This window comes from Pseudomonas sp. M47T1 (assembly GCF_000263855.1).
Lineage (GTDB): Bacteria > Pseudomonadota > Gammaproteobacteria > Pseudomonadales > Pseudomonadaceae > Aquipseudomonas.
Map to the genome: position 1 here is coordinate 62,445 of NZ_AJWX01000003.1, position 26,541 is coordinate 88,985.

28 protein-coding genes and 1 tRNA gene are annotated in these 26,541 nt (G+C 61.6%); 27 read left to right on the forward strand and 2 right to left on the reverse strand.

All coding sequences use genetic code 11. From position 1 onward, the window contains the following. Positions 1-206: 206 nt before the first annotated feature. A tRNA-Leu gene (locus tag PMM47T1_RS04185) sits at positions 207-291 on the reverse strand. Positions 292-400: 109 nt separating this feature from the next. On the opposite strand from PMM47T1_RS04185, the gene queA reads away from it, so the two are divergent. The 6 genes from queA to PMM47T1_RS04215 all read left to right on the forward strand — a co-directional run bounded on the left by queA (position 401) and on the right by PMM47T1_RS04215 (position 6,489). After that, positions 401-1,465: a tRNA preQ1(34) S-adenosylmethionine ribosyltransferase-isomerase QueA gene (gene queA, locus PMM47T1_RS04190; protein ID WP_008366109.1), complete on the forward strand. Its 1,065-nt coding sequence runs from the start codon at positions 401-403 to the stop codon at positions 1,463-1,465. A 14-nt stretch (positions 1,466-1,479) separates the two neighbouring features. Continuing rightward, positions 1,480-2,595 (forward strand): tRNA guanosine(34) transglycosylase Tgt, encoded by a 1,116-nt coding sequence (tgt, locus tag PMM47T1_RS04195; RefSeq protein WP_008366111.1) that lies wholly within the window; start codon positions 1,480-1,482, stop codon positions 2,593-2,595. A gap of 44 nt (positions 2,596-2,639) precedes the next feature. Beyond that, positions 2,640-2,978: a preprotein translocase subunit YajC gene (gene yajC / locus PMM47T1_RS04200; RefSeq protein ID WP_008366112.1), complete on the forward strand. Its 339-nt coding sequence runs from the start codon at positions 2,640-2,642 to the stop codon at positions 2,976-2,978. A 63-nt stretch (positions 2,979-3,041) separates the two neighbouring features. Further along, entirely contained in the window at positions 3,042-4,910 is a 1,869-nt protein-coding gene (secD, locus tag PMM47T1_RS04205; protein ID WP_008366115.1) for a protein translocase subunit SecD, read from the forward strand. 9 nt (positions 4,911-4,919) lie between these two features. Further along, positions 4,920-5,831: a protein translocase subunit SecF gene (secF, locus tag PMM47T1_RS04210; RefSeq protein ID WP_008366116.1), complete on the forward strand. Its 912-nt coding sequence runs from the start codon at positions 4,920-4,922 to the stop codon at positions 5,829-5,831. Between the two features lie 121 nt (positions 5,832-5,952). Then, on the forward strand, positions 5,953-6,489 hold the full coding sequence (locus PMM47T1_RS04215) for a glycine zipper 2TM domain-containing protein (protein ID WP_008366118.1): 537 nt from the start codon (positions 5,953-5,955) through the stop codon (positions 6,487-6,489). Positions 6,490-6,674: 185 nt separating this feature from the next. On the opposite strand, the gene suhB is transcribed toward PMM47T1_RS04215, so the two are convergent. Then, complete coding sequence (gene suhB, locus PMM47T1_RS04220) at positions 6,675-7,490, reverse strand: type III secretion system regulator SuhB (protein ID WP_008366119.1); 816 nt, start codon at positions 7,488-7,490, stop codon at positions 6,675-6,677. Positions 7,491-7,634: 144 nt separating this feature from the next. Here suhB and trmJ point away from each other — a divergent pair, with 144 nt between their 5' ends. The 21 genes from trmJ (at position 7,635) to PMM47T1_RS04325 (ending at position 26,495) form a co-directional block, all read left to right on the forward strand. Beyond that, the gene (gene trmJ, locus PMM47T1_RS04225) at positions 7,635-8,405 is read left to right on the forward strand and encodes a tRNA (cytosine(32)/uridine(32)-2'-O)-methyltransferase TrmJ (protein WP_008366121.1); all 771 of its coding nucleotides are present in this window, start codon (positions 7,635-7,637) and stop codon (positions 8,403-8,405) included. Positions 8,406-8,407: 2 nt separating this feature from the next. Then, entirely contained in the window at positions 8,408-9,193 is a 786-nt protein-coding gene (gene cysE / locus PMM47T1_RS04230; protein ID WP_008366123.1) for a serine O-acetyltransferase, read from the forward strand. Positions 9,194-9,441: 248 nt separating this feature from the next. Beyond that, complete coding sequence (gene iscR / locus PMM47T1_RS04235; RefSeq protein ID WP_008366125.1) at positions 9,442-9,936, forward strand: Fe-S cluster assembly transcriptional regulator IscR; 495 nt, start codon at positions 9,442-9,444, stop codon at positions 9,934-9,936. Positions 9,937-9,976: 40 nt separating this feature from the next. After that, complete coding sequence (locus PMM47T1_RS04240; RefSeq protein WP_008366127.1) at positions 9,977-11,191, forward strand: IscS subfamily cysteine desulfurase; 1,215 nt, start codon at positions 9,977-9,979, stop codon at positions 11,189-11,191. Positions 11,192-11,295: 104 nt separating this feature from the next. Further along, complete coding sequence (gene iscU, locus PMM47T1_RS04245; RefSeq protein ID WP_008366128.1) at positions 11,296-11,682, forward strand: Fe-S cluster assembly scaffold IscU; 387 nt, start codon at positions 11,296-11,298, stop codon at positions 11,680-11,682. A 31-nt stretch (positions 11,683-11,713) separates the two neighbouring features. Further along, the gene (gene iscA / locus PMM47T1_RS04250) at positions 11,714-12,037 is read left to right on the forward strand and encodes an iron-sulfur cluster assembly protein IscA (protein ID WP_008366130.1); all 324 of its coding nucleotides are present in this window, start codon (positions 11,714-11,716) and stop codon (positions 12,035-12,037) included. An 8-nt stretch (positions 12,038-12,045) separates the two neighbouring features. Beyond that, positions 12,046-12,567, forward strand: a complete 522-nt coding sequence (gene hscB, locus PMM47T1_RS04255; protein ID WP_008366132.1) for a co-chaperone HscB — start codon at positions 12,046-12,048, stop codon at positions 12,565-12,567. A 41-nt stretch (positions 12,568-12,608) separates the two neighbouring features. Continuing rightward, positions 12,609-14,471, forward strand: coding sequence for a Fe-S protein assembly chaperone HscA (gene hscA, locus PMM47T1_RS04260; RefSeq protein WP_008366133.1), 1,863 nt, complete (start codon positions 12,609-12,611; stop codon positions 14,469-14,471). 2 nt (positions 14,472-14,473) lie between these two features. Next, complete coding sequence (fdx, locus tag PMM47T1_RS04265; RefSeq protein WP_008366134.1) at positions 14,474-14,815, forward strand: ISC system 2Fe-2S type ferredoxin; 342 nt, start codon at positions 14,474-14,476, stop codon at positions 14,813-14,815. A 13-nt stretch (positions 14,816-14,828) separates the two neighbouring features. After that, the gene (iscX, locus tag PMM47T1_RS04270; RefSeq protein ID WP_008366136.1) at positions 14,829-15,029 is read left to right on the forward strand and encodes a Fe-S cluster assembly protein IscX; all 201 of its coding nucleotides are present in this window, start codon (positions 14,829-14,831) and stop codon (positions 15,027-15,029) included. 90 nt (positions 15,030-15,119) lie between these two features. Then, positions 15,120-15,545: a nucleoside-diphosphate kinase gene (ndk, locus tag PMM47T1_RS04275; protein ID WP_008366138.1), complete on the forward strand. Its 426-nt coding sequence runs from the start codon at positions 15,120-15,122 to the stop codon at positions 15,543-15,545. 28 nt (positions 15,546-15,573) lie between these two features. Beyond that, the gene (gene rlmN, locus PMM47T1_RS04280) at positions 15,574-16,722 is read left to right on the forward strand and encodes a 23S rRNA (adenine(2503)-C(2))-methyltransferase RlmN (protein ID WP_043300718.1); all 1,149 of its coding nucleotides are present in this window, start codon (positions 15,574-15,576) and stop codon (positions 16,720-16,722) included. A 12-nt stretch (positions 16,723-16,734) separates the two neighbouring features. Beyond that, complete coding sequence (gene pilW, locus PMM47T1_RS04285) at positions 16,735-17,493, forward strand: type IV pilus biogenesis/stability protein PilW (RefSeq protein ID WP_008366140.1); 759 nt, start codon at positions 16,735-16,737, stop codon at positions 17,491-17,493. After that, positions 17,493-18,500, forward strand: coding sequence for a RodZ domain-containing protein (locus PMM47T1_RS04290; protein ID WP_043300719.1), 1,008 nt, complete (start codon positions 17,493-17,495; stop codon positions 18,498-18,500). The genes pilW and PMM47T1_RS04290 overlap by 1 nt, the downstream gene beginning before the upstream one ends. Positions 18,501-18,502: 2 nt before the next feature. Beyond that, on the forward strand, positions 18,503-19,612 hold the full coding sequence (ispG, locus tag PMM47T1_RS04295; protein ID WP_008366142.1) for a flavodoxin-dependent (E)-4-hydroxy-3-methylbut-2-enyl-diphosphate synthase: 1,110 nt from the start codon (positions 18,503-18,505) through the stop codon (positions 19,610-19,612). Between the two features lie 24 nt (positions 19,613-19,636). Further along, complete coding sequence (gene hisS / locus PMM47T1_RS04300; protein ID WP_008366143.1) at positions 19,637-20,926, forward strand: histidine--tRNA ligase; 1,290 nt, start codon at positions 19,637-19,639, stop codon at positions 20,924-20,926. 41 nt (positions 20,927-20,967) lie between these two features. After that, positions 20,968-21,609 carry a YfgM family protein gene (locus PMM47T1_RS04305; RefSeq protein ID WP_008366144.1) on the forward strand — a complete coding sequence of 214 codons (642 nt, stop codon included), beginning with the start codon at positions 20,968-20,970 and terminating at the stop codon, positions 21,607-21,609. After that, positions 21,602-22,753, forward strand: coding sequence for an outer membrane protein assembly factor BamB (gene bamB, locus PMM47T1_RS04310; RefSeq protein ID WP_043300720.1), 1,152 nt, complete (start codon positions 21,602-21,604; stop codon positions 22,751-22,753). The genes PMM47T1_RS04305 and bamB overlap by 8 nt, the downstream gene beginning before the upstream one ends. 145 nt (positions 22,754-22,898) lie before the next feature. Next, entirely contained in the window at positions 22,899-24,362 is a 1,464-nt protein-coding gene (gene der, locus PMM47T1_RS04315; protein WP_008366146.1) for a ribosome biogenesis GTPase Der, read from the forward strand. A gap of 205 nt (positions 24,363-24,567) precedes the next feature. Beyond that, positions 24,568-25,716 carry a pyridoxal phosphate-dependent aminotransferase gene (locus tag PMM47T1_RS04320; RefSeq protein WP_008366147.1) on the forward strand — a complete coding sequence of 383 codons (1,149 nt, stop codon included), beginning with the start codon at positions 24,568-24,570 and terminating at the stop codon, positions 25,714-25,716. Next, positions 25,704-26,495, forward strand: coding sequence for an amidohydrolase (locus PMM47T1_RS04325; RefSeq protein WP_008366148.1), 792 nt, complete (start codon positions 25,704-25,706; stop codon positions 26,493-26,495). The genes PMM47T1_RS04320 and PMM47T1_RS04325 overlap by 13 nt, the downstream gene beginning before the upstream one ends. The last annotated feature ends 46 nt before the right edge of the window (positions 26,496-26,541 follow it).

Sequence of the window (26,541 nt, forward strand, 5' to 3'; positions counted from 1 at the left end):
AGCGCCGCCCGCGCGGCGCATCGCGACCAAGGTCGGCTCCTACAGTTGGTTGCAACGTGCCATGGCCTGATGGATAGGCGTTGCCAGCCTTGTGGGTTCGGCATGAGGTGGCGGGGAATGGCGGCTCCAACCAAAGCCCAGACACAAAAAAACCGACTCAAGGTCGGTTTTTTTGCTGCAATCCCCGGTAGAAGGGATTTGAATCTTGGTGCCCCGAGGGAGACTCGAACTCCCACTCCTTTCGAAAACGGATTTTGAATCCGCCGCGTCTACCAATTCCGCCATCAGGGCTCAATGGCCGCGGAGTATAGAGAGGCCTCGACCGTTGGTCAACTCTCTTGCGTGGTCAATTTGTGTGTTTTGAGCTAAACTTCGCGGCCCTGTCAAACCGAACACCATCATGCGCGTCGCCGATTTTTCCTTCGAGCTTCCCGATTCCCTGATTGCACGCCACCCGTTGGCCGAGCGTCATGGCAGTCGTTTGTTGACCCTGGACGGGCCCAGCGGTGCGCTGGCCCATCGTCAGTTCACTGATTTGCTGGAGCACCTGCGCCCCGGCGACCTGATGGTGTTCAATAACACCCGGGTCATTCCTGCCCGCGTGTTTGGCCAGAAGGCCAGCGGCGGCAAGCTGGAGATTCTGGTGGAGCGCGTGCTGGACACCCATTCGGTGTTGGCCCACGTGCGTTCCAGCAAGTCGCCCAAGCCGGGGTCGATGATTCTCATCGACGGCGGGGGTGAGGCCCAGATGGTGGCCCGCCACGATGCGCTGTTCGAGTTGCGCTTCAATGAAGAAGTGCTGCCGTTGCTGGACCGCGTTGGCCACATGCCGTTGCCGCCTTATATAGACCGCCCCGATGAAGGCGCCGACCGCGAGCGCTATCAGACGGTGTACGCCGAGCGTGCTGGCGCGGTGGCGGCGCCTACGGCCGGCCTGCACTTTGATGAAGGCCTGCTGGCGCAGATCAAGGCCAAGGGCGTGGAGTCCGCGTTCGTGACCCTGCACGTGGGCGCCGGTACCTTCCAGCCGGTGCGCGTGGAGAAGCTTGAAGACCACCACATGCATAAAGAGTGGCTGGAAGTGAGCCAGGACGTGGTGGACGCGGTAAATGCCTGCAAGGCCCGTGGTGGCCGTGTGGTGGCCGTGGGCACCACCAGCGTGCGCTCGCTGGAAAGCGCCGCGCGCGATGGTGTGTTGAAGCCGTTCAGTGGCGACACCGATATCTTTATTTTCCCGGGCCGGCCGTTCCATGTGGTCGATTGCCTGGTCACCAATTTCCATTTGCCGGAATCCACGCTGTTGATGCTGGTGTCGGCCTTCGCCGGTTATCCCGAGACCATGGCTGCCTATCAGGCGGCGGTGGACAACGGTTACCGCTTCTTCAGTTACGGTGATGCCATGTTCATCACCCGCAATTTGGCGCCGCGCGGTCCTAGCGATGCAGCGCCAGGGGATCACGCATGAGTCGCACCTGTCGTATGTCGTTCGAACTGTTGGCTACCGACGGCAAGGCCCGTCGCGGCCGCCTGACCTTTCCGCGTGGCGTGGTGGAAACCCCGGCGTTCATGCCGGTGGGCACCTATGGCACGGTCAAGGGCATGCTGCCACGCGACATCGAGGCCATCGGCGCGCAGATGATCCTGGGCAACACCTTCCACCTGTGGCTGCGCCCGGGCACGGAAGTGATCAAGGCCCACGGCGACCTGCACGACTTCATGAAGTGGCAAGGCCCGATCCTCACCGACTCAGGCGGTTTCCAGGTGTTCAGCCTGGGCGCCATGCGCAAGATCAAGGAGGAGGGCGTGACCTTCGCCTCCCCGGTGGACGGCGCCAAGGTGTTCATGGGCCCCGAAGAGTCCATGCAGGTCCAGCGCGACCTGGGCTCCGACGTGGTGATGATTTTCGATGAATGCACCCCGTACCCGGCTGACGAAGACGTGGCGCGTGTGTCCATGGAGCTGTCCCTGCGTTGGGCCCAGCGCTCCAAGAACGCCCACGGCGACAACACCGCGGCGCTGTTCGGCATCGTCCAGGGCGGCATGCATGAAAACCTGCGCATGCGTTCGCTGGAAGGGCTGGACAAGATCGGCTTCGACGGCCTGGCCATTGGTGGCCTGTCGGTAGGCGAGCCCAAGCATGAAATGATCAAGGTGCTGGATTACCTGCCAGGCCAGATGCCTGCTGACAAACCTCGTTACCTTATGGGTGTTGGCAAGCCGGAAGATCTGGTTGAGGGTGTGCGCCGCGGTGTGGACATGTTCGATTGCGTGATGCCAACCCGCAATGCCCGCAATGGGCATCTGTTCATCGACACCGGCGTGCTGAAGATCCGCAACGCGTTCCATCGCCATGATGATTCGCCGCTGGACCCGACCTGCGACTGCTATACCTGCCAGAACTTCTCCCGCGCCTACCTCCATCATTTGGACAAGTGCGGTGAAATGCTGGGGAGCATGTTGAATACGATCCACAATTTGCGTCATTACCAGGTGCTGATGGCTGGTTTGCGCGAGGCTATTCAACAAGGTACATTGGCCGCCTTTGTCGATGCCTTCTACGCCAAACGCGGGCTTGTCACGCCGCCTTTGGACTGATTTCGTGACCCTTTGAGTCAACAATTTTGCAACTGGAGTGCTAAATGAGCTTTTTTATCTCTGATGCTTTGGCCGATGCTGGTGCACCGGCAGCGGCAGGCCCAATGGGCGGCGGCTTCGAGTGGATTTTCCTGGTCGGCTTCCTGGTCATCTTCTACCTGATGATCTGGCGTCCACAGGCCAAACGCGCCAAAGAGCAGAAAAACCTGCTGGGCAACCTGCAAAAAGGTGACGAAGTTGTGACCACTGGCGGTATCGCCGGCAAGATCAACAAGGTTACCGACGACTTCGTGGTGATTGAAGTGTCGGACACCGTAGAGCTGAAAATCCAGAAGGGCGCCATTGCCGCGACCCTGCCGAAAGGCACGCTCAAAGCGATCTAAGTTTCAGACTTTTACCAATCGACGGGGCGCGCAAGGCGCCCCGCGTCTTGAACGGGCGGCGTGATGCTGAACAAATACCCTCTGTGGAAATACCTACTGATCCTGGCGGTGCTGGCGGTCGGTTTTATTTATTCCGCACCCAATCTCTACCCTGACGACGCGGCCATCCAGGTGTCGGGCGCAAGCTCTGCGCTGGCGGTCACTCAGGCTGATCTGGACCGCAGCGCCAAGGCGCTGACCGATGCCGGTATCGAGGTCAAGGCGGCAACGCTGGCCGAGAATGGCAAGGGCGGTTTGCTGCGTCTGGCCAAGCGTGACGACCAACTGCCTGCCAAGGACGTTGTGCGCAAAACCCTGGGTGACGACTACGTCGTGGCGCTGAACCTGGCGGCCACCACGCCCCAGTGGCTGCGCAACATTGGCGCGCACCCGATGAAGCTGGGCCTGGACTTGTCCGGTGGTGTGCACTTCCTGCTTGCCGTGGACATGGACAAGGCCATTGATGCGCGCCTGAAAATCTACGAAGGCGACGTCAAGACCGAGCTGCGCAAGGAAAAGATCCGCTACCGCAGCATGCCTCAGCAGGCTGGCGCCATTCAGTTGGGCTTCGCCGATGCCGACACCCTGGCCCAGGCTCAGGCTGTGATCCGCAAGACTTATACCGATTTCGACCTGACCACCTCCACCCGGGGTGAGCTGCAGGTGCTGTCGCTGGCGCTGACGCCGGCCAAGCTGGCCGAGATCCGTGAATACTCGATCAAGCAGAACTTGACCACGGTACGCAACCGCGTCAACGAATTGGGCGTGGCCGAGCCGCTGGTGCAGCGTCAGGGCGCCAACCGCATCGTGGTTGAACTGCCAGGCGTGCAGGACACTGCCGAAGCCAAGCGCATCCTGGGCAAGACCGCCAGCCTGGAGTTCCGCCTGGGCGCAGGCCCGGATGATTCCCGCGCTACCACCGAAACCTTCGAGTTTCGCGATGGCAGCCGTCCGCCAGCCGCCGTTGAGCGCGGCCTGATCATCACCGGTGACCAGGTAACCGACGCTTCGGCCAGCTTCGACGAGCACGGCCAGCCACAGGTGAACATCAAGCTTGATGGCCACGGCGGAGACCTGATGAGTCGCGCCACGCGCAGCAACGTCGGTCGCAGCATGGCGGTGATCTTCATCGAGCAGAAGCCGTTCACTCGTTACGAGAAGCAGACGGTCGACGGCGTCGAGAAAGACGTGGCCGTACAGGACTTTGCCGAAGAGAAGAAAATCATCAGCCTGGCAACTATCCAGTCGCCGCTGGGCAGCCAATTCCGCATCACCGGCCTGAATGGCCAGGGTGAGTCGTCGGAACTGGCCCTGCTGTTGCGCGCCGGTGGTCTGGCTGCGCCGATGTACTTTGCCGAAGAGCGCACAATCGGCCCAAGCCTGGGTGCTGACAACATCACCAAGGGTATCCATGCATCCCTGTGGGGCATGCTGTTCGTGTCGCTGTTCATCATGGCCATCTACCGCTTCTTCGGCCTGATCGCCACCGTGGCGCTGGCCTTGAACATGGTGGTGCTGCTGGCCCTGATGTCGGTGCTGGGTGCAACCCTGACCCTGCCGGGCATTGCCGGTATCGTCTTGACCATGGGTATGGCGGTGGACGCCAACGTGCTGATCTTCTCGCGTATTCGCGAGGAAATAGCCGCCGGCATGACCGTGCAGCGTGCGATCAACGAAGGTTTCGGCCGCGCGTTCACTGCGATCGTCGACGCCAACCTGACCACGTTGCTGGTAGGCGGCATTCTTTTCGCCATGGGCACCGGCCCGGTGAAGGGCTTCGCCGTGACCATGTCCCTGGGTATCTTTACCTCGATGTTCACAGCCATCATGGTGACCCGCGCAATGGTCAACCTGATCTACGGCGGTCGTGACTTCAAGAAGTTGTGGATTTAAGGGGCTGCCATGAAACGTACCATCAACTTCATGGGCGTTCGCAACATTGCGTTCGCCTTCACACTGTTCCTCACGGCGCTGGCGTTGTTCAGCTGGTTCCACAAGGGCCTCAACCTGGGCCTGGACTTCACCGGCGGTACGCTGATCGAGCTCAACTACGAGAAGCCGGCCGACCTCACCCAGGTGCGTAGCGAGCTGTTCGCAGCCGGCTACCATGAAGCCATCGTGCAGAGCTTCGGTGACACCACCGACCTGCTGGTGCGCATGCCTGGCGATGACCCCAAGCTGGGCGCGCAAGTTGCTGACGCCCTGCACAAGGTGGGTGGCGACAACCCGGCCAAGGTCACCCGTACCGAGTTCGTCGGCCCGCAGGTGGGTGAAGAGCTGCGTGACCAGGGCGGCCTGGGCATGCTCATGGCCCTGGGCGGCGTATTGATCTACCTGGCGTTCCGCTTCCAGTGGAAATTCGCGGTAGGTGCCATTGCCTCCCTGGTGCACGACGTGGTCGTGACCATGGGTATCCTGTCGTTCTTCCAGATCACCTTCGACCTGACGGTGCTGGCGGCGGTGCTGGCGATCATTGGCTACTCGCTCAACGACACCATCGTGGTATTCGACCGGGTTCGCGAGAACTTCCGGGTACTGCGCAAGGCGTCGCTGATCGAGAACATCAACGTCTCCACCACCCAGACCCTGCTGCGAACCATGGCCACGTCCATCTCGACGCTGCTGGCCATTGCCGCGCTGCTGTTCTTTGGCGGTGACAACCTGTTCGGTTTCTCCATCTCGCTGTTCATCGGCGTGCTGGCAGGTACCTATTCCTCGATCTACATCGCCAACGTGGTGCTGATCTGGCTGAACCTGAACAGCGAAGACCTGATGGCTCCGGTCACCAAGGATAAGGTTGACGATCGCCCATAATGTGATCTGCTTACCGTTAATCCCCTGAAAAGGCGCGAGTTTTGAACTCGCGCCTTTTTTTGTGCTCCAAGGCTGGGAGAAGCGCGGACTTTGTTCCGTATAAGAAGGTCAGGAGGTTCAAGTGAACAAATCGTTGCTGGTTGGTGCAGTGTTGGGTGCTGTCGGTGTGACTGCCGGTGGTGCTGTCGCGACCTACAGCCTCGTGAAAAGTGGCCCAGAGTATGCTGAAGTACTGGCTGTAGACCCCATTAATCAAGAGATCAAGACGCCGCGCAAAGAGTGCCATGACGTGGCGGTCACGCACCGCAAGCCGGTGCAGGACCAGCACCAGGTGGCCGGTACGGTGATCGGTGCGGTCGGTGGTGGCTTGCTGGGCCATCTGGTGGGCGGCGGCAAGGGCAAGACCCTGGCGACCGTTGCAGGCGCCGTAGGTGGTGGTTACGCGGGCAACAAGGTGCAAGAGCACATGCAGAACGGTGACACCTACACCACCACGGAAAGCCGTTGCAACACGGTCAATGACATCAGTAACCAGGTCATGGGCTACAACGTGAAGTACCAGCTGAACGGCCAGGTTGGGCAGGTGAAGATGGATCGTGATCCTGGGTCCAAGATCCCGGTGAACAAGGATGGCCAACTGGTGCTGACCCAGCAGTAACCTTGGTCCGATCCTGCGTGGGAACGGGCTCTGCCCGCGAAGAACCTAGCGCGGTGTTTCAGGTGTTCTGCGGTGGGGTTTTCGCGGGCAGAGCCCGCTCCCACAAGGGCCTGTTTCCACAATGGTCAGAAAAAAGGCATAAAAAAAGCATCCCGAAGGATGCTTTTTTTGTGCCCGATGAACGCTTAGCGCTTCAACGAGGCCGGCAGGTGCGGCTGGATGGCCGTCAGTACTGCCTTGAAGCACTTGATGTTGCCGGCAACGATGTGGCCCTTCTCCAGGAAGTCGTGACCACCGGTGAAGTCGCTCACCAGGCCGCCTGCTTCTTGAATCAGCAGGGCGCCAGCGGCCATGTCCCAGTCGCTCAGGCCCGACTCCCAGAAAGCGTCGAAGCGGCCGGCGGCCACGTAGGCCAGGTCCAGGCTGGCAGCGCCAGCGCGGCGGATGCCGGCGGTCTGGCCTACCAGGCTGCGGAACATGCCCAGGTAGTTGTCCAGGTCGGCCATCTGATTGTCACGGAACGGGAAGCCGGTACCCAGCAGGGCGCCTTCCAGGCTGCTGCGGCTGCTGACGCGCAGGCGACGGCCGTTCAGTTGGGCGCCACGGCCACGGCTGGCGGTGAATTCTTCCTGGCGCACTGGGTCCAGGACCACGGCGTGTTCCAGGCGGCCGCGGTATTTGCAGGCGATGCTGACGGCAAAGTGCGGAACACCGCGCAGGAAGTTGGTGGTGCCATCCAGTGGGTCGATGATCCACTCGTACTCGGCGCCTTCGCCGCTGCCAGCGTGCAGGCCGGTTTCTTCACCGCGGATGGTGTGGGTAGGGTACGCCTTGCGCAGGGCGTCGATGATTTTCTGCTCGGCCGCACGATCGACTTCAGAGACGTAATCCTTCGCGTCTTTTTCATCAACCTTGATGGTATCCAGGCGCTCGATGGAGCGGAAAATCAATTCACTGGCGCTGCGGGCGGCGCGCAGCGCGATATTCAGCATGGGCTGCATGGACGTTTCACCTAGGTCGTTAAAGAAAGCCGAACATTCTAGCAGAAAAGTAGGTTTGCAGAAGAGGGTAGTCAGCATTCGTAGCGTAAGCGGTAGCGGTTCGGTAAGATTTCATTTCTTTCCCCGTGTCTGTGAGCGCTCGCCTTGCTGCAAAATATTCGTGTCGTCCTGGTCAACACCAGCCACCCCGGCAACATCGGCGGGGCTGCGCGCGCCATGAAGAACATGGGCTTGTCGCGCCTGGTGCTGGTCGATCCGCTGGATTTCCCCTCTCACGAGGCCAGTGCCCGTGCCTCGGGCGCCGATGACGTGCTGGCCAACGCCCAGGTAGTCGCCACCCTGGAAGAGGCTCTTGTGGGTACCACCATGGTGCTGGGCACCAGTGCCCGCGACCGGCGCATTCCCTGGCCGCTGCTGGATCCGCGCGAATGCGGCGCCAAAAGCACTGAAGAAGCCGCCCAGGGTGGCGAGATAGCCCTGGTGTTTGGTCGCGAGCATGCAGGGCTGACCAACGAAGAGCTGCAGCGATGTCATTTCCACGTGCATATCCCGTCGAACCCCGATTTCAGTTCGCTGAACCTGGGCGCGGCAGTGCAGGTGCTGGCTTACGAAGTGCGTATGGCCTGGCTGGCAGCCGAAGGGCAGGCGTCCAAGACCGAAAAGGTCGAAGTGGCGTCGGTCAAGAGCGCAGAGCTCTCGACCAGCGACGAGATGGAGCGGTTTTATGAACACTTGGAGCACACCCTGGTGGACATCGGCTTCCTCGACCCGCAAAGCCCCCGGCACCTGATGGCGCGCTTGCGTCGCCTGTACGGTCGCAGCTCGGTCAACCGGGCGGAAATGAACATATTGCGCGGCATCCTCACGGAAACCCAAAAGTCGGCCCGTGGTGAGCTGCATAAGCGGAAGGACTGACCATGTTCGAACGTCTGCGTGAAGATATTCAAAGCGTATTCCATCGCGACCCTGCGGCGCGCAATGCCTTCGAGGTGCTGACCAGCTACCCGGGCATGCACGCCATCTGGCTGCACCGCGGTGCGCACAAGCTGTGGAAGGCTGATTTCAAGTGGCTGGCACGCATGGTGTCGAACTTCGGCCGCTGGATGACCGGCATCGAGATTCACCCAGGCGCCAAGATCGGTCGACGTTTCTTCATCGATCACGGCATGGGCATCGTCATTGGCGAAACCGCCGAGATCGGCAACGACGTCACCCTCTACCAGGGCGTGACGCTGGGCGGCACCAGTTGGAACAAGGGTAAGCGCCACCCCACGCTGGAAGACGGCGTGGTGGTGGGGGCGGGCGCCAAGGTGCTGGGGCCGTTCACCGTGGGCGCCGGTGCCAAGATCGGCTCCAATGCCGTGGTCACCAAGGCGGTGCCGGCCGGCGCCACGGCGGTGGGCATTCCAGGGCGCATCATCGTCAAGAGCGATGACGCCGTGGACGCCAAGCGCAAGGCCATGGCCGAGAAGATCGGTTTTGATGCCTACGGCGTCACCGAAGACATGCCCGACCCGGTAGCTCGCGCCATCGGGCAGTTGCTCGACCATTTGCACGCCGTTGATGGGCGGTTGGAGGATATGTGTGGGGCGATGACGCGGATGGGCAGTGACTACTGCGCCAAGGACTTGCCGCAGCTCAATGACGAAGACTTCAAGTGCGTGAAGGGTGACGTCGAACGGCCTGCCGTGGAAGCTCGCTAACGCAATCCTGCAGGAGCGGGCCGTGCCCGCGAACCAGGCGCTGCGCAGCCTTGGGCATTGCGCGTCGCTCCGTTCGCGGACACGGTCCGCTCCTGCAGGGTGCGCCGTGGTATCAAAGCCGTGCTATAGTGCGCCGCCCGATTTACCTCTATTCCCGACTAAAGTGGTAGGTCTTATAGTTGACTTAAATACTCGGGAATTGCATACTTGCAAGCAATCCGCTACTCCCTTTTTTCGTGGTACTCGCCATGCGACTGACAACTAAAGGCCGATACGCCGTGACCGCCATGCTTGACCTGGCGTTGCATGCGCAGCATGGGCCGGTCTCATTGGCCGATATCTCCGAGCGCCAAGGCATCTCCCTGTCGTACCTGGAGCAACTGTTCGCCAAGCTGCGTCGCAGCAACCTGGTGTCCAGCGTGCGCGGGCCAGGCGGTGGCTATCAGCTGTCTCGCGAGATGGAAGGCATTCAGGTGGCCCAGGTCATTGATGCGGTCAACGAATCGGTCGACGCAACACGTTGCCAGGGACTGGGCGATTGCCATGCTGGCGACACTTGTCTCACCCACCACCTGTGGTGCGACCTGAGCCAGCAAATCCATGAGTTTTTGAGCGGTATCAGTCTGGCTGACCTTGTCACTCGCCGTGAAGTGCAAGAGGTCGCCCAGCGCCAGGACCTGCGCCGTTGCAACACCACCAAGAGCCAGCGCCTGGACAAGATCGAAACGTCCTTCGTCGAATGACGTCGGGACTATGGCTAGCCCGCCTGATAGGAGAATTTCAATGAAGTTGCCGATTTACCTCGATTACTCCGCCACCACGCCGGTCGACCCGCGTGTAGCGCAAAAGATGAGCGACTGCCTGCTGGTTGACGGAAACTTCGGCAACCCGGCGTCCCGCTCCCACGTCTTTGGCTGGAAGGCCGAAGAAGCGGTTGAGAATGCTCGTCGCCAGGTGGCTGACCTGGTCAGCGCCGACCCGCGTGAAATCGTCTGGACCAGCGGTGCCACCGAGTCCGACAACCTGGCCATCAAGGGTGTCGCGCACTTCTACCACACCAAGGGCAAGCACCTGATCACCTCCAAGATCGAGCACAAGGCGGTCCTGGACACCATGCGCCAACTGGAGCGTGAAGGCTTCGAGGTGACCTACCTCGACCCTCAGGAAGACGGCCTGATCACTCCGGCCATGATCGAAGCGGCACTGCGCGACGACACCATTCTGGTGTCGGTGATGCACGTGAACAACGAAATCGGCACCGTCAACGACATCGCCGCCATTGGCGAGCTGACCCGCTCGCGCGGTGTGATGTTCCACGTCGACGCGGCCCAGTCCACCGGCAAGGTCGAGATCGACGTGACCAAGCTTAAGGTCGACCTGATGTCGTTCTCGGCGCACAAGACCTACGGCCCCAAAGGTATCGGCGCGCTGTACGTCAGCCGCAAGCCTCGCGTGCGCCTGGAAGCCACCATGCACGGCGGCGGTCATGAGCGCGGCATGCGTTCGGGTACCCTGGCTACCCACCAGATCGTCGGCATGGGCGAAGCCTTCGCCATTGCCAAGCAGGAAATGGCCAGCGAGAACGTGCGCATCAAGGCCCTGAGCGACCGCTTCTTCAAGCAGGTCGAGCACCTGGAAGAGTTGTACGTGAACGGCAGCATGACCGCCCGCGTTCCGCACAACCTGAACCTGAGCTTCAACTACGTCGAAGGCGAGTCGCTGATCATGGCGCTCAAGGACCTGGCCGTTTCGTCCGGTTCGGCCTGCACCTCGGCCTCACTGGAGCCGTCCTACGTGCTGCGCGCCCTGGGCCGCAACGACGAGCTGGCTCACAGCTCGATTCGTTTCACCTTTGGCCGCTTCAGCACCGAAGAAGAAATCGACTACGCCGCGCAGAAAGTCTGCGAGGCCGTCACCAAGCTGCGCGCACTGTCGCCGCTGTGGGACATGTACAAAGACGGCGTCGACATCTCGAAGATCGAGTGGGCGGCACACTAAACAAAGAAGCCGCCACCATCCAGATCCTGTAGAGACGTGGCGATGAAACGCTGGCGTATCTGCAGGGCCTTCAGAGCGGCCCTGATGAGTGAGGATTGAGAATCATGGCTTACAGCGAAAAGGTCATCGACCACTACGAAAACCCGCGCAACGTCGGCAAGATGGATGCCGAAGACCCGGATGTCGGCACTGGCATGGTCGGCGCCCCGGCGTGCGGCGACGTCATGCGCCTGCAAATCAAGGTCAACGAGCAGGGCATCATCGAAGACGCCAAGTTCAAGACCTACGGCTGTGGCTCTGCCATCGCTTCCAGCTCCCTGGCCACCGAGTGGATGAAGGGCAAGTCGCTGGACGAAGCCGTCACCATCAGCAACACCCAGCTGGCTGAAGAGCTGGCGTTGCCGCCGGTGAAAATTCACTGCTCCGTACTCGCTGAAGACGCCATCAAGGCTGCCGTTCAGGACTACAAGCAGAAGAAAGGTCTGCTCTAACAGTACACATCGCACGATGTAAGGAGTCTCGATGGCTATCAGCATGACAGAAGCCGCCGCCAAGCATATCCGCCGTTCGCTGGACGGTCGTGGCAAGGGCGAGGGTATCCGCCTGGGTGTTCGTACCACTGGCTGTTCGGGCCTGGCCTATGTGCTGGAGTTCGTGGACGCCACGGGCGAAGACGACCAGGTGTTCGAGAGTCACGGCGAGAAAGTGATCATCGACCCCAAGAGCCTGGCGTACCTTGACGGCACCGAGCTGGATTTCGTCAAGGAAGGGTTGAACGAAGGCTTCAAGTTCAACAACCCCAACGTACGCGGTGAATGTGGCTGCGGCGAAAGCTTCAACGTTTGAGGCTATCCGTGGGTACTCCTTGTCATTTTGCCTTGTTCGACCTGCAGCCAAGCTTTCGGCTGGACCTCGATCAGTTGGCGGCGCGCTACCGTGAATTGGCGCGCGCCGTGCACCCGGACCGCTTTGCCGATGCTTCCGAGCGTCAGCAGCGCCTGGCACTGGAGCAGTCCGCTGGCCTCAACGAGGCCTACCAGACGCTCAAGAGCGCGCCCAAGCGGGCTCGTTACCTGTTGGCCATTGGTGGCCATGAAGTGCCCCAGGAAGTCACGGTCCATGACCCAGAGTTCCTGATGCAGCAGATGCAGCTGCGCGAAGACCTCGAAGACCTGCACGACAGTGCCGATCTTGACGGTGTAGCGCGCTTCAAGCGGCAGGTAAAGGTAGCGCAGGAGCAACTGAACGAAAGCTTCGCCAGCTGTTGGGATGATGCAGCGCAACGCGAACAGGCCGAACGCCTGATGCGGCGCATGCAGTTCCTCGACAAGCTCTCCTACGAAGTGCGCCAGCTAGAAGAGCGCCTCGACGATTAACCCAGTGTTGCTACGGCTGCACGCCTGATATTCAGATAAGCATGGCCCTACTGCAGATCGCCGAACCCGGCCAGAGTCCTCAACCGCACCAGCGTCGCCTGGCTGTGGGTATCGACCTTGGCACTACCAATTCGCTGGTCGCTGCCTTGCGCAGTGGTCTGTCCGAACCGCTGGCCGACGAGCAGGGGCAGGTCATTCTGCCGTCTGCCGTTCGCTACCATGCCGATCGCGTCGAAGTGGGTGCTGCTGCCAAGGCAGCCGCTGCCACTGATCCGTTCAACACTATCGTGTCGGTCAAGCGCCTGATGGGGCGTGGTCTTGCTGACGTCAAGCAGTTGGGCGAGCAATTGCCCTACCGCTTTGTCGGTGGCGAGTCGCACATGCCGTTCATCGACACCGTGCAGGGCGCCAAGAGCCCGGTGGAAGTGTCCGCCGACATCCTCAGGGTGTTGCGCTTGCGCGCCGAGGCCACTTTGGGTGGCGAGTTGGTAGGGGCGGTGATTACCGTGCCGGCCTACTTCGACGACGCCCAGCGCCAGGCCACCAAGGATGCCGCCAAGTTGGCCGGCCTGAACGTGCTGCGTCTGCTCAACGAGCCTACTGCGGCAGCCGTGGCCTATGGCCTGGATCAACATGCCGAAGGCCTGGTGGCCATCTATGACCTGGGTGGCGGTACCTTCGATATTTCCATCCTGCGCCTGACTGGCGGTGTATTCGAAGTGCTGGCCACCGGTGGCGACAGCGCCCTGGGCGGCGATGACTTCGACCACGCCATTGCCAACTGGATCGTGCGGCAGGCTGGTATTTCCGCCGACCTGGCGCCGGGTGCCCAACGTCAACTGTTGCAAACCGCCTGTGCCGCCAAGGAAGCCCTGACCGACGCCGAGTCGGTGGAAGTGGCGTACGGCGACTGGACGGCGCCGTTGAGCCGCGACGCCTTCAATGCCCTGGTCGAGCCCATGGTCGCCCGCAGCCTGAAGGCTTGCCGGCGTGCCGTGCGTGACTCGGGTGTGGAAATGGACGAAGTGGCCGCAGTGGTCATGGTCGGCGGGTCCACTCGGGTGCCGCGTGTGCGCGAGGCTGTTGGCGAGCTGTTCGGCCGCCAGCCGCTGACCGAAATCGACCCGGATCAGGTGGTGGCCATTGGTGCCGCCATCCAGGCCGACACCCTGGCCGGCAACAAGCGTGACGGCGGCGAATTGTTGCTGCTGGACGTGATCCCGTTGTCCCTGGGCCTGGAAACCATGGGCGGGCTTATGGAGAAGGTGATTGCGCGCAACACCACCATCCCCGTTGCTCGTGCCCAGGATTTCACCACTTATAAAGACGGTCAGTCGGCCATGATGATTCACGTCCTGCAAGGCGAGCGTGAATTGATTAGTGATTGCCGTTCCCTGGCGCGTTTCGAGTTGCGTGGCATTCCGGCCATGGTCGCCGGTGCCGCGAAGATTCGCGTCACCTTCCAAGTCGATGCCGACGGCCTGCTCAGCGTTTCGGCGCGCGAGCAGGGTTCGGGCGTTGAAGCCAGCATCCAGGTCAAGCCGTCCTACGGCCTGACCGACGGCGAGATCGCCCGCATGCTCAAGGACTCGTTCCAGTACGCCGGCGACGACAAGGTGGCGCGCCAGTTGCGCGAGCACCAGGTTGACGCCGAGCGCCTGATCGAAGCCGTGCAGGCTGCAATCGAGGCCGATGGGGATCGCCTGCTGGACGCCGAAGAGCGCAGGGTGATCGAGCTGCAGGTGACTGAACTGCGTGAACTGATGAGCGGTACCGACGGCGCGGCCATCGAGCAACAGACCAAGCGTCTGTCGCAGGTCACCGACGCTTTCGCGGCCCGCCGCCTCGACTCGACGGTGAAAGCCGCGTTGGCCGGGCGCAACCTGAATGAGATTGAGGAATAACGATGCCGCAGGTCATTTTTCTGCCCCACGAGAAGTTTTGCCCCGAGGGCCTGGTAGTCGAAGCCGCGACCGGCACGTCGATTCTTGAGCTGGCTCACGATCATCACATCGAGATCGAAAGCGCCTGCGGCGGTGTGTGCGCCTGCACCACCTGTCACTGCATCATCCGTGAAGGCTTCAATTCACTGGAAGAAGCCGACGAACTGGAAGAGGATTACCTGGACAAGGCCTGGGGCCTGGAGCCGCAGTCGCGTCTGGCATGCCAGGCGCTGGTGGGCACCGAGGACCTGACGGTCGAGATTCCGAAATATTCGCTCAACCATGCCGCCGAAGCGCCGCACTGATCGAGAGACTGTCATGACTTACGGCTGGAATGATGTACAGCGTATTGCAGAAGAGTTGGCCGAGGCCAAGCCGGGGGTTAACCCTTATTCGGTCAACTTCGTCGATCTGCAGCAATGGATCAAGGAACTGCCTGGTTTCGACCCCGCTTCTGGCCGAGTAGGCGAGAAGGTGCTGGAAGCGGTACAGACCCTTTGGGCCGACGAAATAGACTGATCATCTTTGCAGGTTAGGCAATACCCCAGAACCCGCGTATAATTCGCGGGTTTAATTTTTCGCAACAATCACCGTTTCTGGAGTTTCACCATGGCTGTTCAACGTACTTTCTCCATCATCAAGCCTGACGCCGTTGCTAAAAACGTAATCGGCGAGATCACCACTCGTTTCGAAAAAGCCGGTCTGCGCGTCGTTGCCTCGAAGCTGAAGCAACTGTCCAAGGCCGAAGCTGAAGGTTTCTACGCTGAGCACAGCGCCCGTGGTTTCTTCGGTGAACTGGTTGCCTTCATGATCTCCGGTCCAGTGGTTGTCCAGGTTCTGGAAGGCGAAAACGCCATCGCCCTGAACCGCGAGCTGATGGGTGCCACCAACCCTAAAGAAGCTGCTGCCGGCACCATCCGCGCTGACTTCGCTGACTCCATCGACGCCAACGCCGTACACGGTTCGGATTCCGAAGCCGCTGCTGCCCGTGAAATCTCGTACTTCTTCGCTGCTACCGAAGTAACCACTCGCTAAGCCACGGCCAACGAGTGAAGGTGAAACCATGACCGTAATGACTGGCAAGACAAACCTCCTGGGCTTGACCCAACCGGAGATGGAACAGTTCTTCGACTCGATCGGGGAGAAGCGCTTTCGTGCCGGTCAGGTCATGAAGTGGATTCACCATTTTGGCGTCGATGATTTCGACGCCATGACGAACGTCGGCAAGGCCTTGCGCGAAAAGCTCAAGGCCTGTGCCGAAATTCGTGGTCCGGAAGTGGTCAGCGAGGACATCTCCACCGACGGCACCCGTAAATGGGTGGTGCGCGTGGCGTCCGGCAGCTGCGTCGAGACCGTTTACATTCCCCAGGGCAAACGTGGCACCTTGTGCGTTTCGTCCCAGGCGGGCTGTGCCCTGGACTGCAGTTTCTGCTCCACCGGCAAGCAAGGCTTCAACAGCAACCTCACCGCCGCCGAAGTCATCGGCCAGGTGTGGATTGCCAACAAATCCTTCGGCAGTGTCCCGGCTACCATCGACCGCGCCATCACCAACGTGGTGATGATGGGCATGGGCGAGCCACTGCTGAACTTCGACAACGTCATCGCCGCCATGCGGCTGATGATGGATGACCTGGGCTATGGCATCTCCAAACGCCGGGTCACCCTGTCTACCTCGGGCGTGGTACCGATGATCGACGTGCTCGCCGATCACATCGACGTGTCCCTGGCCCTGTCGCTGCACGCGCCCAACGATGCGCTGCGCAACCAGCTGGTACCGATCAACAAGAAGTACCCGCTCAAGATGCTTCTCGAGTCGTGCCAGCGCTATATGTCCCAGCTGGGCGAAAAGCGCGTGCTGACCATCGAGTACACCCTGCTCAAGGACGTCAACGACAAGCTCGAGCACGCGGTGGAAATGGTTGAACTGCTCAAGAACGTACCGTGCAAGGTCAACCTGATCCCGTTCAACCCGTTTCCTCACTCCGGTTACGAGCGGCCGAGCAACAATGCCATCCGTCGTTTCCAGGATCATTTGCACCAGGCCGGTTTCAATGTCACGGTGCGCACCACCCGTGGCGAAGACATCGACGCCGCCTGTGGTCAATTGGTTGGGCAGGTGATGGACCGCACCCGCCGTAGCGAACGCTATATCGCCGTACGCCAGCTGGCTACCGACGCCGATATGCCGCTCAACGCCGACACCCGGCCCTGAGAGAGGATCTCCATGACCGTGCGCGCCGCGCTCCTGCTTTTGTGTTTCAACCTGTTGGTTGGCTGCGTCTCCACGGGTAAAGTCAACCCGATGGACACCAGCAAGGGGCGCGACGACGCGCGCAAGGCGCTTGTTCAGCTGGGTATCGGCTACCTGCAGACCGGCCAGGCCGAGCAGGCCAAGATCCCGCTCAAGCAAGCCCTGGACCTGGACAGCTCCGACCCCGATGCCAACGGTGCCCTTGGCCTGGTGTTCCAGGCTGAGCTTGAGCCCAAGCTTGCCGAACAGTATTTCAAGAAAGCCTTGTCCAGCAGCCCGAAAGACGCGCGTACCCTCAACAATTACGGCGGTTTCCTGTACGAGCAAAAGCGGTATCCGGAAGCTTACGAAACGTTTCAGAAAGCTGCCGACGATCCCCTGTATCCTGAGCGCTCGCGGGTGTTCGAAAACATGGGCCTGACCGCGCGCGCCATGGGCAACAAGCCCCTGGCGGTGCAATTGTTCGACAGGGCGCTGCGTCTTCGCGCCGATCAGCCGCAGGCATTGCTGGAAATGGCTGAGTTGTCTTACGAAGACAGGCATTATGTGCCGTCGCGCGACTATTACGACCGCTTCAGCAAGCTGAGCGAGCAGAATGCGCGCAGCCTGTTGCTGGGAACGCGCCTGGCACGGATTTTCCAGGACAAGAACAGGGCCGCCAGTTACGGCCTGCAACTTAGAAGACTCTATCCCGGTACGCCGGAATATCAGCAATACCTGTCGGAGCAATGATGAAAGCGGCGCATCCCGAAGTTGTAGCAGCGACTCGCGTGAACCCTGGTGAGACCCTGCGCCAGGCCCGCGAGAGCAAAGGCTGGTCGCTGTCCGATGTAGCGGTCAAGCTCAACCTGACCACCACTTCTCTGGGCAACCTGGAAGCCGGCGCCTTCGACAAGTTGCCGGGGCATACTTTTGCCCGCGGTTATATCCGTGCCTACGCCAAGCTGCTGGGCATGGACCAGGCCCCGCTGGTGCAGGCCTTCGACCAGGCTACCGGCAGCCACGCCCAGGGCAGCGAAGTGCATGCGCTGGGTCGCATCGAAGAACCGGTACGCCTGTCCCACAACATCCTGCGTGGCGTGAGCCTGCTGTTGTTGGTGGCGGTGATCGGTGGTGGCTTCTTCTGGTGGCAGGACCAGACCGGTCAGCGTGGCAAGGACCAGTCGGGCCTGGCCATGGAGCACGTCGAAGTCGAAAGCGCCGACGGCACCACCCAGATCCACCCCATCGACGAGCCTGAAGACCAGGCCGTGACCGAAGCGCAGAAACCGGCCGAGGCTCAAGTGGCTCCTGCCGACCCTGCCACCGTTGCCCCAGCCGCACCGGCGACAGCCGGCGTTCAGGCCGCCGCGCCTACCGTTGCCCCAACGCCTGCAGTCACTGCGCCAGCCCCGGTTGCGCCGAGCGTGCCGGTTGTCGCTCATCAGTCTGCTGCGCCAGTCGCCCCTGCGGCCCCCGTTGCCCCGGCAGCGCCAGTGGCCCAGGAAGCCGTGGCCGGCGCCGGCCAGTTGCACGTGCAGTTCACTGCCGACTGCTGGACCCAGGTGACCGACGGCAACGGCAAGGTGCTGCTCAGCGGCCTCAAGCGCAAGGGTGACACCATTGACCTGAACGGCAAGCCGCCGTTCGCGGTGCGCCTGGGCTATGCCCGTGGTGCGCAAGTGGCCTACAACGGCCAGCCCGTGGACGTGGCGCCTTTCACCTCCGGCGAGACTGCTCGCATGAAAGTGGGACAATAACGATGCACGGCGAATCCCCGATCAAACGTCGCGAATCCCGTAAAATCTGGGTCGGCAATGTACCGGTGGGCGGCGATGCCCCCATCGCGGTGCAGAGCATGACCAACACCGACACCAACGACGTGGCCGCCACCGTGGCGCAGATCCGTCGCCTGGAAGACGCCGGCGCCGACATCGTGCGGGTCTCGGTACCCGACATGGACGCCGCCGAAGCCTTCGGCAAGATCAAGCAGCAGGTCCGCGTGCCGCTGGTGGCCGACATTCACTTCGACTACAAGATCGCCCTGCGCGTGGCCGAACTGGGTGTGGACTGCCTGCGCATCAACCCGGGCAACATCGGTCGCGAAGACCGTGTGCGCGCCGTGGTCGATGCCGCCCGTGACCGTGGTATCCCGATCCGTATCGGCGTGAACGCCGGTTCCCTGGAAAAGGACCTGCAAAAAAAGTACGGCGAACCCACCCCGGCTGCGCTGGTAGAGTCGGCGCTGCGCCACGTGGAGCACCTGGAACGCTTGAATTTCAAGGACTTCAAGGTCAGTGTGAAGGCCTCCGACGTGTTCATGGCCGTCGAAGCCTACCGCCTGCTGGCCACCCAGATCGTGCAGCCGCTGCACCTGGGCATCACCGAAGCCGGCGGTTTGCGCTCGGGCACGGTGAAATCCGCCGTGGGCCTAGGTATGCTGCTGGCCGATGGCATCGGCGACACCATCCGCATTTCGCTGGCGGCCGACCCGGTCGAAGAGGTCAAGGTCGGTTACGACATCCTCAAGTCCCTGCGCCTGCGCTCGCGTGGCATCAACTTCATCGCCTGCCCGAGCTGCTCGCGGCAGAACTTCGATGTGGTCAAGACCATGAACGAGCTGGAAGGGCGTCTGGAAGACCTGCTGGTGCCGCTGGACGTTGCGGTGATCGGTTGTGTGGTGAACGGTCCTGGCGAAGCCAAGGAAGCCCATGTGGGCCTCACCGGTGGCACGCCGAACCTGATCTACATCGACGGCAAGCCGGCGCAGAAGCTCACCAACGACAACCTGGTGGAAGAGCTCGAGAAGCTGATTCGCCAAAAGGCGGCCGAAAAAGTCGAAGCCGACGCGGCGCTGATCGCCCGCGGCTGATAAAAAGAACACTAAGGATTTCTCGTGAGTAAGACGCTGCAAGCCATCCGTGGCATGAACGACATCCTGCCCGACCAGACGCCCCTGTGGCGCTACTTCGAAGGCACCGTGGCAGGCCTGCTGGATGGCTACGGCTATCGGCAGATACGCATGCCGATCGTCGAGTTCACCGACCTGTTCAAGCGCTCGATCGGTGAAGTGACCGACATCGTCGAGAAAGAGATGTACACCTTCGAGGACCGTAACGGCGACTCGCTGACCCTGCGCCCCGAAGGCACGGCGGCCTGCGTGCGTGCGGTGCTGGAGCACGGCATCATCGGTGGTGGCCAGGTGCAGAAGCTCTGGTACATGGGCCCGATGTTCCGTCACGAACGTCCGCAGAAAGGCCGTTATCGCCAGTTCCACCAGATAGGCCTGGAAGTGTTCAACCTGGACGGCCCGGACATCGACGCCGAACTGATCGTGCTGACCTGGCGCCTGTGGAAGGCCCTGGGCATCCGCGACGCAGTGACCCTGGAACTGAACAGCCTGGGCACCAGCGAAGCTCGTGCTCGCTACCGCGAAGCGCTGGTGGCGTTCCTTACCCAGCACCTGGACCAGATCGACGAAGACAGCCAGCGTCGCCTGAAAACCAACCCGCTGCGCGTGCTGGACACCAAGCACCCGGAAACCCAGGCGGTATTGGTCAACGCGCCGAAGCTGGCCGATTACCTGGACGAAGAGTCGCGCGTGCATTTCGAAGGCCTCAAGGCCCGCCTGGACGCCGTGGGCATTCCCTACGTGATCAACCCCAAGCTGGTGCGTGGCCTGGACTACTACAGCAAGACCGTGTTCGAGTGGGTCACCGACAAGCTCGGCGCCCAGGGCACCGTGTGCGCTGGCGGCCGCTACGACGGCCTGGTCGAGCAGATGGGCGGCAAGCCGACCCCCGGCGTTGGTTTTGCCATGGGCATCGAGCGCCTGATTTTGCTGCTCGAAACCCTTGGCCAGGTGCCTGAATCCATTGCTCGTACCGTAGACGTTTACCTGTGCGCCTTTGGCGAGCAAGCCGAACTGGCTGGCCTGGCCCTGACCGAGCGCCTGCGCGACCAGGTGCCTGGGCTGCGCGTGCTGGTCAATGCCGGTGCCGGCAGCTTCAAGAGCCAGTTCAAGAAGGCGGACAAGAGCGGTGCGCTCTACGCCTTGATCCTGGGGGACGACGAACTGGCGCAACAAGTGGTAGGTTTCAAACCCCTGCGTGGCCAGGGCGAGCAACAAAACATTGCCTGGGATGCTCTGGGTGAGCATCTGGCGACTTGCGTCGTGCAGGGTTGAGGCAGGCTTCAAGGCCGAATTTGCGAAATAGGAGTATTGGGGTGTCGAGTACCGAAGATGAACAACTCGCCGAGTTGAAGGACTTTTGGCAGCGTAACGGCAAGCCTCTGGTCACCGGCGTGCTGCTGGCCCTGGTGGTAGTGTTCGGCTGGCAAGCCTGGCATCGCTATCAGGCCAACCAGTCGCAAGGCGCGTCCAGCCTGTACCAGCAACTGCTGGAAACCGCGCTGAACCCAACCGGCAAGCCGGACACCGCGCAGGTCGCCGACCTGGCCAACAAGCTCAAGACCGAGTACGGCAACAGCGAGTACGCGCAGTACGGCAGCCTGTTTGTGGCCAAGGTGGCCGTAGACAGCGGCAAGCTGGACGACGCCGCCGCCGAGCTCAAGCCGGTGGTCGACAAGCCCAAGGACGCCATGCTGGGTGAAATCGCCCGTCAGCGCCTGGCGCAGGTCCTGGCCGCACAGAACAAGGCCGAAGACGCGCTGAAACTGCTGGAAGGCGATGCCGACAAGGCATTCCTGGCCAGCCGTGAAGAACTCAAGGGCGACCTGCTGGTGCAGCTGGGTCGTACCGATGATGCGTACGCGGCTTACCAGAAGGCCAAGGCATCGCTGTCCGACGAGGCAGCGGTAGGCGGCTTGCAAATCAAACTCGACGACCTGGCGAAAAAAGATGCGTGATGTGATCCGTTGGAAACATGCAGCATTGCTGGCTCTGGCCATTTTGGCCGCGGGTTGCAGCAGCAACAGCAAGAAGGAATTGCCTCCGGCCGAGCTGACCGACTTCAAAGAAGAAGTCGTGTTGCACAAGGAATGGAGTCGCTCGATCGGTGACGGTCAGGGCGAGACCTACAACATGCTTGTTCCAGCGATCGAGAACGACAGCATCTACGCCGCTGACGTAACCGGCGTGGTCATGGATCTCAATCGCCTGAACGGCGACGTGATCTGGAAGAAAGACCTCAACGCATCGGTTTCCGGCGCGGTGGGTGTGGGTTACGGCCTGGTGATGCTGGGTACCATCAGCGGCGAAGTCATTGCCCTGGACTCCACCAACGGTGAAGTGAAATGGCGCGCCAAGGTCAACAGCGAAGTGCTGGCACCGCCGGCCAACAACGGTGACGTTGTGGTCGTGCAAACCCAGGACGACCGTCTGGTAGGCCTGGACGCCGCTACCGGCAACCAGCGCTGGGTGTATGACAGCACCCCGGCGGTGCTCACCCTGCGTGGCACCGGCGCCCCGCTGGTCACCAACCACCTGGCCGTGGCCGGCCTGTCGACCGGCAAGGTTGTGGCCGTGGACATCAGCAATGGTGTACCGGTGTGGGAACAGCGCGTTGCCGTGCCGCAAGGTCGCTCCGAGCTTGAGCGTGTGGTCGACATCGACGGCGGCCTGCTGCTGTCCGGTGGTACCCTGTACGTCTCCAGCTATCAGGGCCGCATGGCGGGCCTGGACCTGGAAAGCGGTCGCGTGCTGTGGCAGCGTGATGCTTCCAGCTACGCAGGTGTGGCCCAGGGCTTTGGCAGCGTTTATGTAGCGCTGGCCAACGGTACCGTGGAAGGCGTGGACGAGCGCACCACTACCGCACTGTGGAGCAACGACAAACTGGCACGTCGCCAGCTGTCGGCACCGGAAGTGTTCTCCAGCTACGTGGCCGTGGGTGACTACGCCGGTTACCTGCACCTGCTGAGCCAGGTCGACGGTCGTTTCGTTGGCCGCGAGAAAATCGACGGCGACGGCCTGCGCGCCCGTCCGCTGGTGGCCGGGAACATGATTTACGTGTTCGGCAACAGCGGCAAGCTCGAAGCCCTCACCATCAAGTAAGGCTTTGACTATGCTGGAGGGCAGCGATGCCCTCCGGCGGCCCGGCACTGCTTGGGCCTGCGGCATGTGTACAATGCCGCCACGAACTCCGGCCGCTGCCTGCAGCGGCCTTTGTATTTTCTGAAATAACGCAGTGGAGAGCCTAATGGTTCCCGTAATCGCCCTGGTGGGCCGACCGAACGTCGGCAAGTCCACCATGTTCAACCGCCTGACCAAAAGCCGCGACGCCATCGTTGGCGACCTGTCTGGTCTTACCCGTGATCGCCAATACGGAGAGGCGCGCTGGCAAGGGCGTTCCTACATTTTGGTCGACACCGGTGGTATTTCCGGTGACGAACACGGCATGGACGAAAAAATGGCCGAGCAGTCGCTGCTGGCCATTGAAGAAGCCGATGTCGTGCTGTTCCTGGTCGATGCCCGTGCCGGTTTTACCGCCGCCGACCAGATGATTGCCGAGCACCTGCGCAAGCGCAACAAGCGCTCTATCCTGGTGGCCAACAAGATCGACAACATCGATCCGGAAATGGCCCGCGCCGAATTCGCCCCATTGGGCATGGGCCACGCCATTGGCGTTGCCGGTGCACAAGGCCGTGGCGTGAACACCTTGCTGGAAGCCGCCCTGGGCGAATTCCCGCGTGATGTGGAAGAGGAAGACCTGGCCGCAGGCGTTGCCGAAGGCGAAGAGCAGGTACGTATCCCGGGCCCGAGCGAGAAGGATGGCATCAAGATCGCCATCATCGGCCGCCCGAACGTGGGCAAGTCGACCCTGGTCAACCGCATGCTCGGTGAAGACCGCGTCATCGTCTATGATGAGCCGGGCACCACCCGCGACAGTATCTACATCCCGTTCGAGCGCAATGACGAGAAGTACACCTTCATCGACACCGCCGGCGTGCGCAAGCGCGGCAAGATCCACGAGGAAGTGGAGAAGTTCTCGGTGGTCAAGACGCTGCAGGCCATCAAGGACGCCAACGTCGTGATCTTCGTCATGGACGCCCGTGAAGGCGTGGTGGACCATGACCTGAACCTGCTGGGCTTCGCCCTGGAATCCGGTCGTGCCATCGTCATTGCCCTGAACAAGTGGGACGGCATGCAGCCGAGCGAGCGCGACTACGTGAAGACCGAGCTGGAACGCCGGCTGTTCTTCGTCGACTTCGCCGACATCCACTTCATCTCGGCGCTGCACGGCACCGGCGTGGGCAACCTGTACGGTTCGGTGCAGGCTTCGTTCAAGTCGGCGATCACGCGCTGGCCAACCAGCCGCCTCACCCAGATCCTCGAAGACGCGGTGCAAGAGCACCAGCCGCCGATGGTCAACAGCCGCCGCATCAAGCTGCGCTATGCCCACCTGGGTGGTGCCAACCCGCCGCTGATCGTGATCCACGGCAACCAGGTGGAAAAGGTGCCGAACTCCTACGTTCGCTACCTGGAAAACACCTACCGCCGTGTGCTCAAGCTGGTCGGTACGCCGATCCGCATCGAGTTCAAGGGTGGCGAGAACCCGTATGAAGGCAACAAGAACACGCTGACCGACCGCCAGGTCAACAAGAAGCGTCGATTGATGTCGCACCACAAGAAGGCCGACAAGAAGCGCCGCGACAAGCGCTGATCCCCGGCTGCTGCAATACCCTGTGGGTGCAGTTGCCTTCTGTAGGAGCGGGCTCTGCCTGCGAAGAGTTCACCGCGTAATCGCTGGATTTACGCGGTGCGCCCTTCGCGGGCGGAGCCCGCCCCCACAGGTTTGATGTGCACTGGTTTTCCCTCGGTTCCTTGGGCTATTCTGCTGAGCTCCCCAGCTGTCAGGGATAGGCCCGATGATCACCAGCAAGCTGCCGAATGTCGGCACGACCATCTTCACCACCATGTCCCAGCTCGCTGCCGAGACAGGTGCGCTCAACCTCTCCCAAGGCTTCCCCGACTTCGACGGCCCCCAAGGCTTGCGCGACGCCGTGGTGCGCCATATCAACAGCGGCCACAACCAGTACGCCCCCATGACCGGCTTGCCGGCGTTGCGCGAACAGGTGGCGGCCAAGGTGGCACGGCAATACGGCGCCCGCGTGGATGCCAACAGTGAAGTGACCATCACGCCAGGCGCCACTGAAGCCATTTTCTGCGCCGTGCAGGCCGTGGTGCGCACCGGTGACGAGGTCATCGTGTTCGACCCCAGCTACGACAGCTATGAGCCGTCTGTAGAGCTGGCCGGCGGTCGTTGTGTGCATGTGCAGCTTGATGCCCGCAACTTTTCCATCGATTGGCAAAAGCTGGCCGACGCCCTGACCCCGCGCACGCGCATGATCATTCTCAACAGCCCGCACAACCCCAGCGGCGCTCTGATCAGCTCGGCAGACCTTGAGCAACTGGCACAACTGATCGAAGGTCGCGATATCTACCTGATCAGTGATGAAGTGTATGAACACCTGGTCTACGATGGGGTCAGACATGCCAGTGTGCTGGCCAACGAAGCACTCTACTCCAAGGCTTTCGTGGTCAGCTCGTTTGGCAAGACCTACCATGTCACCGGCTGGAAAACCGGTTACGTGATTGCTCCACCGGCCTTGAGCGCGGAACTGCGCAAGGTTCACCAGTACGTCAATTTCTGCGGTGTCACGCCGCTGCAGTGGGCGCTGGCGGACTACATGGCGGCCTGTCCCGAACACGTTGAGCAACTGCCGGGCTTTTACCAGGCCAAGCGTGACCTGTTCTGCGATTTGCTGACGCCGTCGCGGTTCAGTTTCAGCCGGGTAGCAGGCACTTATTTCCAGCTGGTGGATTACTCGCAGATCCGCCCCGACCTCAACGACGTCGACATGGCTCTGTGGATGACCCGCGAGCACGGCGTGGCGACCATTCCGGTGTCGGTGTTCTACCAGACACCCATTCCGGAACAGCGCCTGATACGCCTGTGCTTCGCCAAACGCGAGGAGACGCTGCGGGAAGCGGCGAAGAAACTATGCGTGATTTGAGTACGCTGGCGAACCTGAACCTGGCCCTGGTGCAAACCACCCTGGCCTGGCATGACCGCACGGCCAATTTTGAACACTTCGAGGCCCTGCTGGAGCAGGCCCGGGGTGCGGACCTGATTATCCTGCCGGAGATGTTCACCACCGGCTTCTCCATGGACTCGGCCACCCTGTGCGAGCCTGAGAACGGCCCTGCCAGCAAGTGGCTGCGTGCCCAGGCCGCGCGCTTGAACGCGGTGGTTACCGGTAGCGTGATTATCCAGGCCGCCGATGGCAGCCACCGCAACCGCCTGCTGTGGGCGCGCCCGGATGGTGAACTGCTGCACTATGACAAGCGCCACCTGTTCCGCATGGCCGGCGAGCACGAGCACTACACCCCGGGCGAGCGTCAGGTGCAGTTCGAGGTCAATGGCTGGCGAGTGCGCCCGCTGATCTGCTACGACCTGCGTTTCCCGGTGTGGAGCCGTGACGCGAGTGACACCGACCTGCTGCTGTACACCGCCAACTGGCCCGGTGCGCGCCGGTTGCACTGGAACCGCCTGCTGCCGGCGCGGGCCATCGAAAACCTCTGCTATGTCGCGGCGGTGAACCGTGTGGGCACCGATGGCAAAGGCTTTGCCTACACCGGCGACAGCCAGGTGCTGGATTTTCAGGGCGAGAGCCTGTTGAGCGCAGGGGAGGCGGATGGCGTATTCCACGTTTCCCTCAGCGCCGCCGAACTGGCCGCGTACCGCACGCGCTTCCCGGCGCATTTGGATGCCGACACCTTCGAGCTCCACTGACCCGCTGTAGCCGCTGCCGCCAGGTTACGAGGCTGTGCGGGGTGCT

Excerpts from the sequence above, each read along its gene's own strand:
- queA (WP_008366109.1), top strand. The coding sequence starts at position 401 with ATGCGCGTCGCCGATTTTTCCTTCGAGCTTCCCGATTCCCTGATTGCA.
- tgt (WP_008366111.1), top strand. The coding sequence starts at position 1,480 with ATGTCGTTCGAACTGTTGGCTACCGACGGCAAGGCCCGTCGCGGCCGC.
- yajC (WP_008366112.1), top strand. The coding sequence starts at position 2,640 with ATGAGCTTTTTTATCTCTGATGCTTTGGCCGATGCTGGTGCACCGGCA.
- secD (WP_008366115.1), top strand. The coding sequence starts at position 3,042 with ATGCTGAACAAATACCCTCTGTGGAAATACCTACTGATCCTGGCGGTG.
- secF (WP_008366116.1), top strand. The coding sequence starts at position 4,920 with ATGAAACGTACCATCAACTTCATGGGCGTTCGCAACATTGCGTTCGCC.
- suhB (WP_008366119.1), bottom strand. The coding sequence starts at position 7,490 with ATGCAGCCCATGCTGAATATCGCGCTGCGCGCCGCCCGCAGCGCCAGT.
- cysE (WP_008366123.1), top strand. The coding sequence starts at position 8,408 with ATGTTCGAACGTCTGCGTGAAGATATTCAAAGCGTATTCCATCGCGAC.
- iscR (WP_008366125.1), top strand. The coding sequence starts at position 9,442 with ATGCGACTGACAACTAAAGGCCGATACGCCGTGACCGCCATGCTTGAC.
- PMM47T1_RS04240 (WP_008366127.1), top strand. The coding sequence starts at position 9,977 with ATGAAGTTGCCGATTTACCTCGATTACTCCGCCACCACGCCGGTCGAC.
- iscU (WP_008366128.1), top strand. The coding sequence starts at position 11,296 with ATGGCTTACAGCGAAAAGGTCATCGACCACTACGAAAACCCGCGCAAC.
- iscA (WP_008366130.1), top strand. The coding sequence starts at position 11,714 with ATGGCTATCAGCATGACAGAAGCCGCCGCCAAGCATATCCGCCGTTCG.
- hscA (WP_008366133.1), top strand. The coding sequence starts at position 12,609 with ATGGCCCTACTGCAGATCGCCGAACCCGGCCAGAGTCCTCAACCGCAC.
- fdx (WP_008366134.1), top strand. The coding sequence starts at position 14,474 with ATGCCGCAGGTCATTTTTCTGCCCCACGAGAAGTTTTGCCCCGAGGGC.
- iscX (WP_008366136.1), top strand. The coding sequence starts at position 14,829 with ATGACTTACGGCTGGAATGATGTACAGCGTATTGCAGAAGAGTTGGCC.
- ndk (WP_008366138.1), top strand. The coding sequence starts at position 15,120 with ATGGCTGTTCAACGTACTTTCTCCATCATCAAGCCTGACGCCGTTGCT.
- rlmN (WP_043300718.1), top strand. The coding sequence starts at position 15,574 with ATGACCGTAATGACTGGCAAGACAAACCTCCTGGGCTTGACCCAACCG.
- pilW (WP_008366140.1), top strand. The coding sequence starts at position 16,735 with ATGACCGTGCGCGCCGCGCTCCTGCTTTTGTGTTTCAACCTGTTGGTT.
- PMM47T1_RS04290 (WP_043300719.1), top strand. The coding sequence starts at position 17,493 with ATGAAAGCGGCGCATCCCGAAGTTGTAGCAGCGACTCGCGTGAACCCT.
- ispG (WP_008366142.1), top strand. The coding sequence starts at position 18,503 with ATGCACGGCGAATCCCCGATCAAACGTCGCGAATCCCGTAAAATCTGG.
- bamB (WP_043300720.1), top strand. The coding sequence starts at position 21,602 with ATGCGTGATGTGATCCGTTGGAAACATGCAGCATTGCTGGCTCTGGCC.
- der (WP_008366146.1), top strand. The coding sequence starts at position 22,899 with ATGGTTCCCGTAATCGCCCTGGTGGGCCGACCGAACGTCGGCAAGTCC.
- PMM47T1_RS04320 (WP_008366147.1), top strand. The coding sequence starts at position 24,568 with ATGATCACCAGCAAGCTGCCGAATGTCGGCACGACCATCTTCACCACC.
- PMM47T1_RS04325 (WP_008366148.1), top strand. The coding sequence starts at position 25,704 with ATGCGTGATTTGAGTACGCTGGCGAACCTGAACCTGGCCCTGGTGCAA.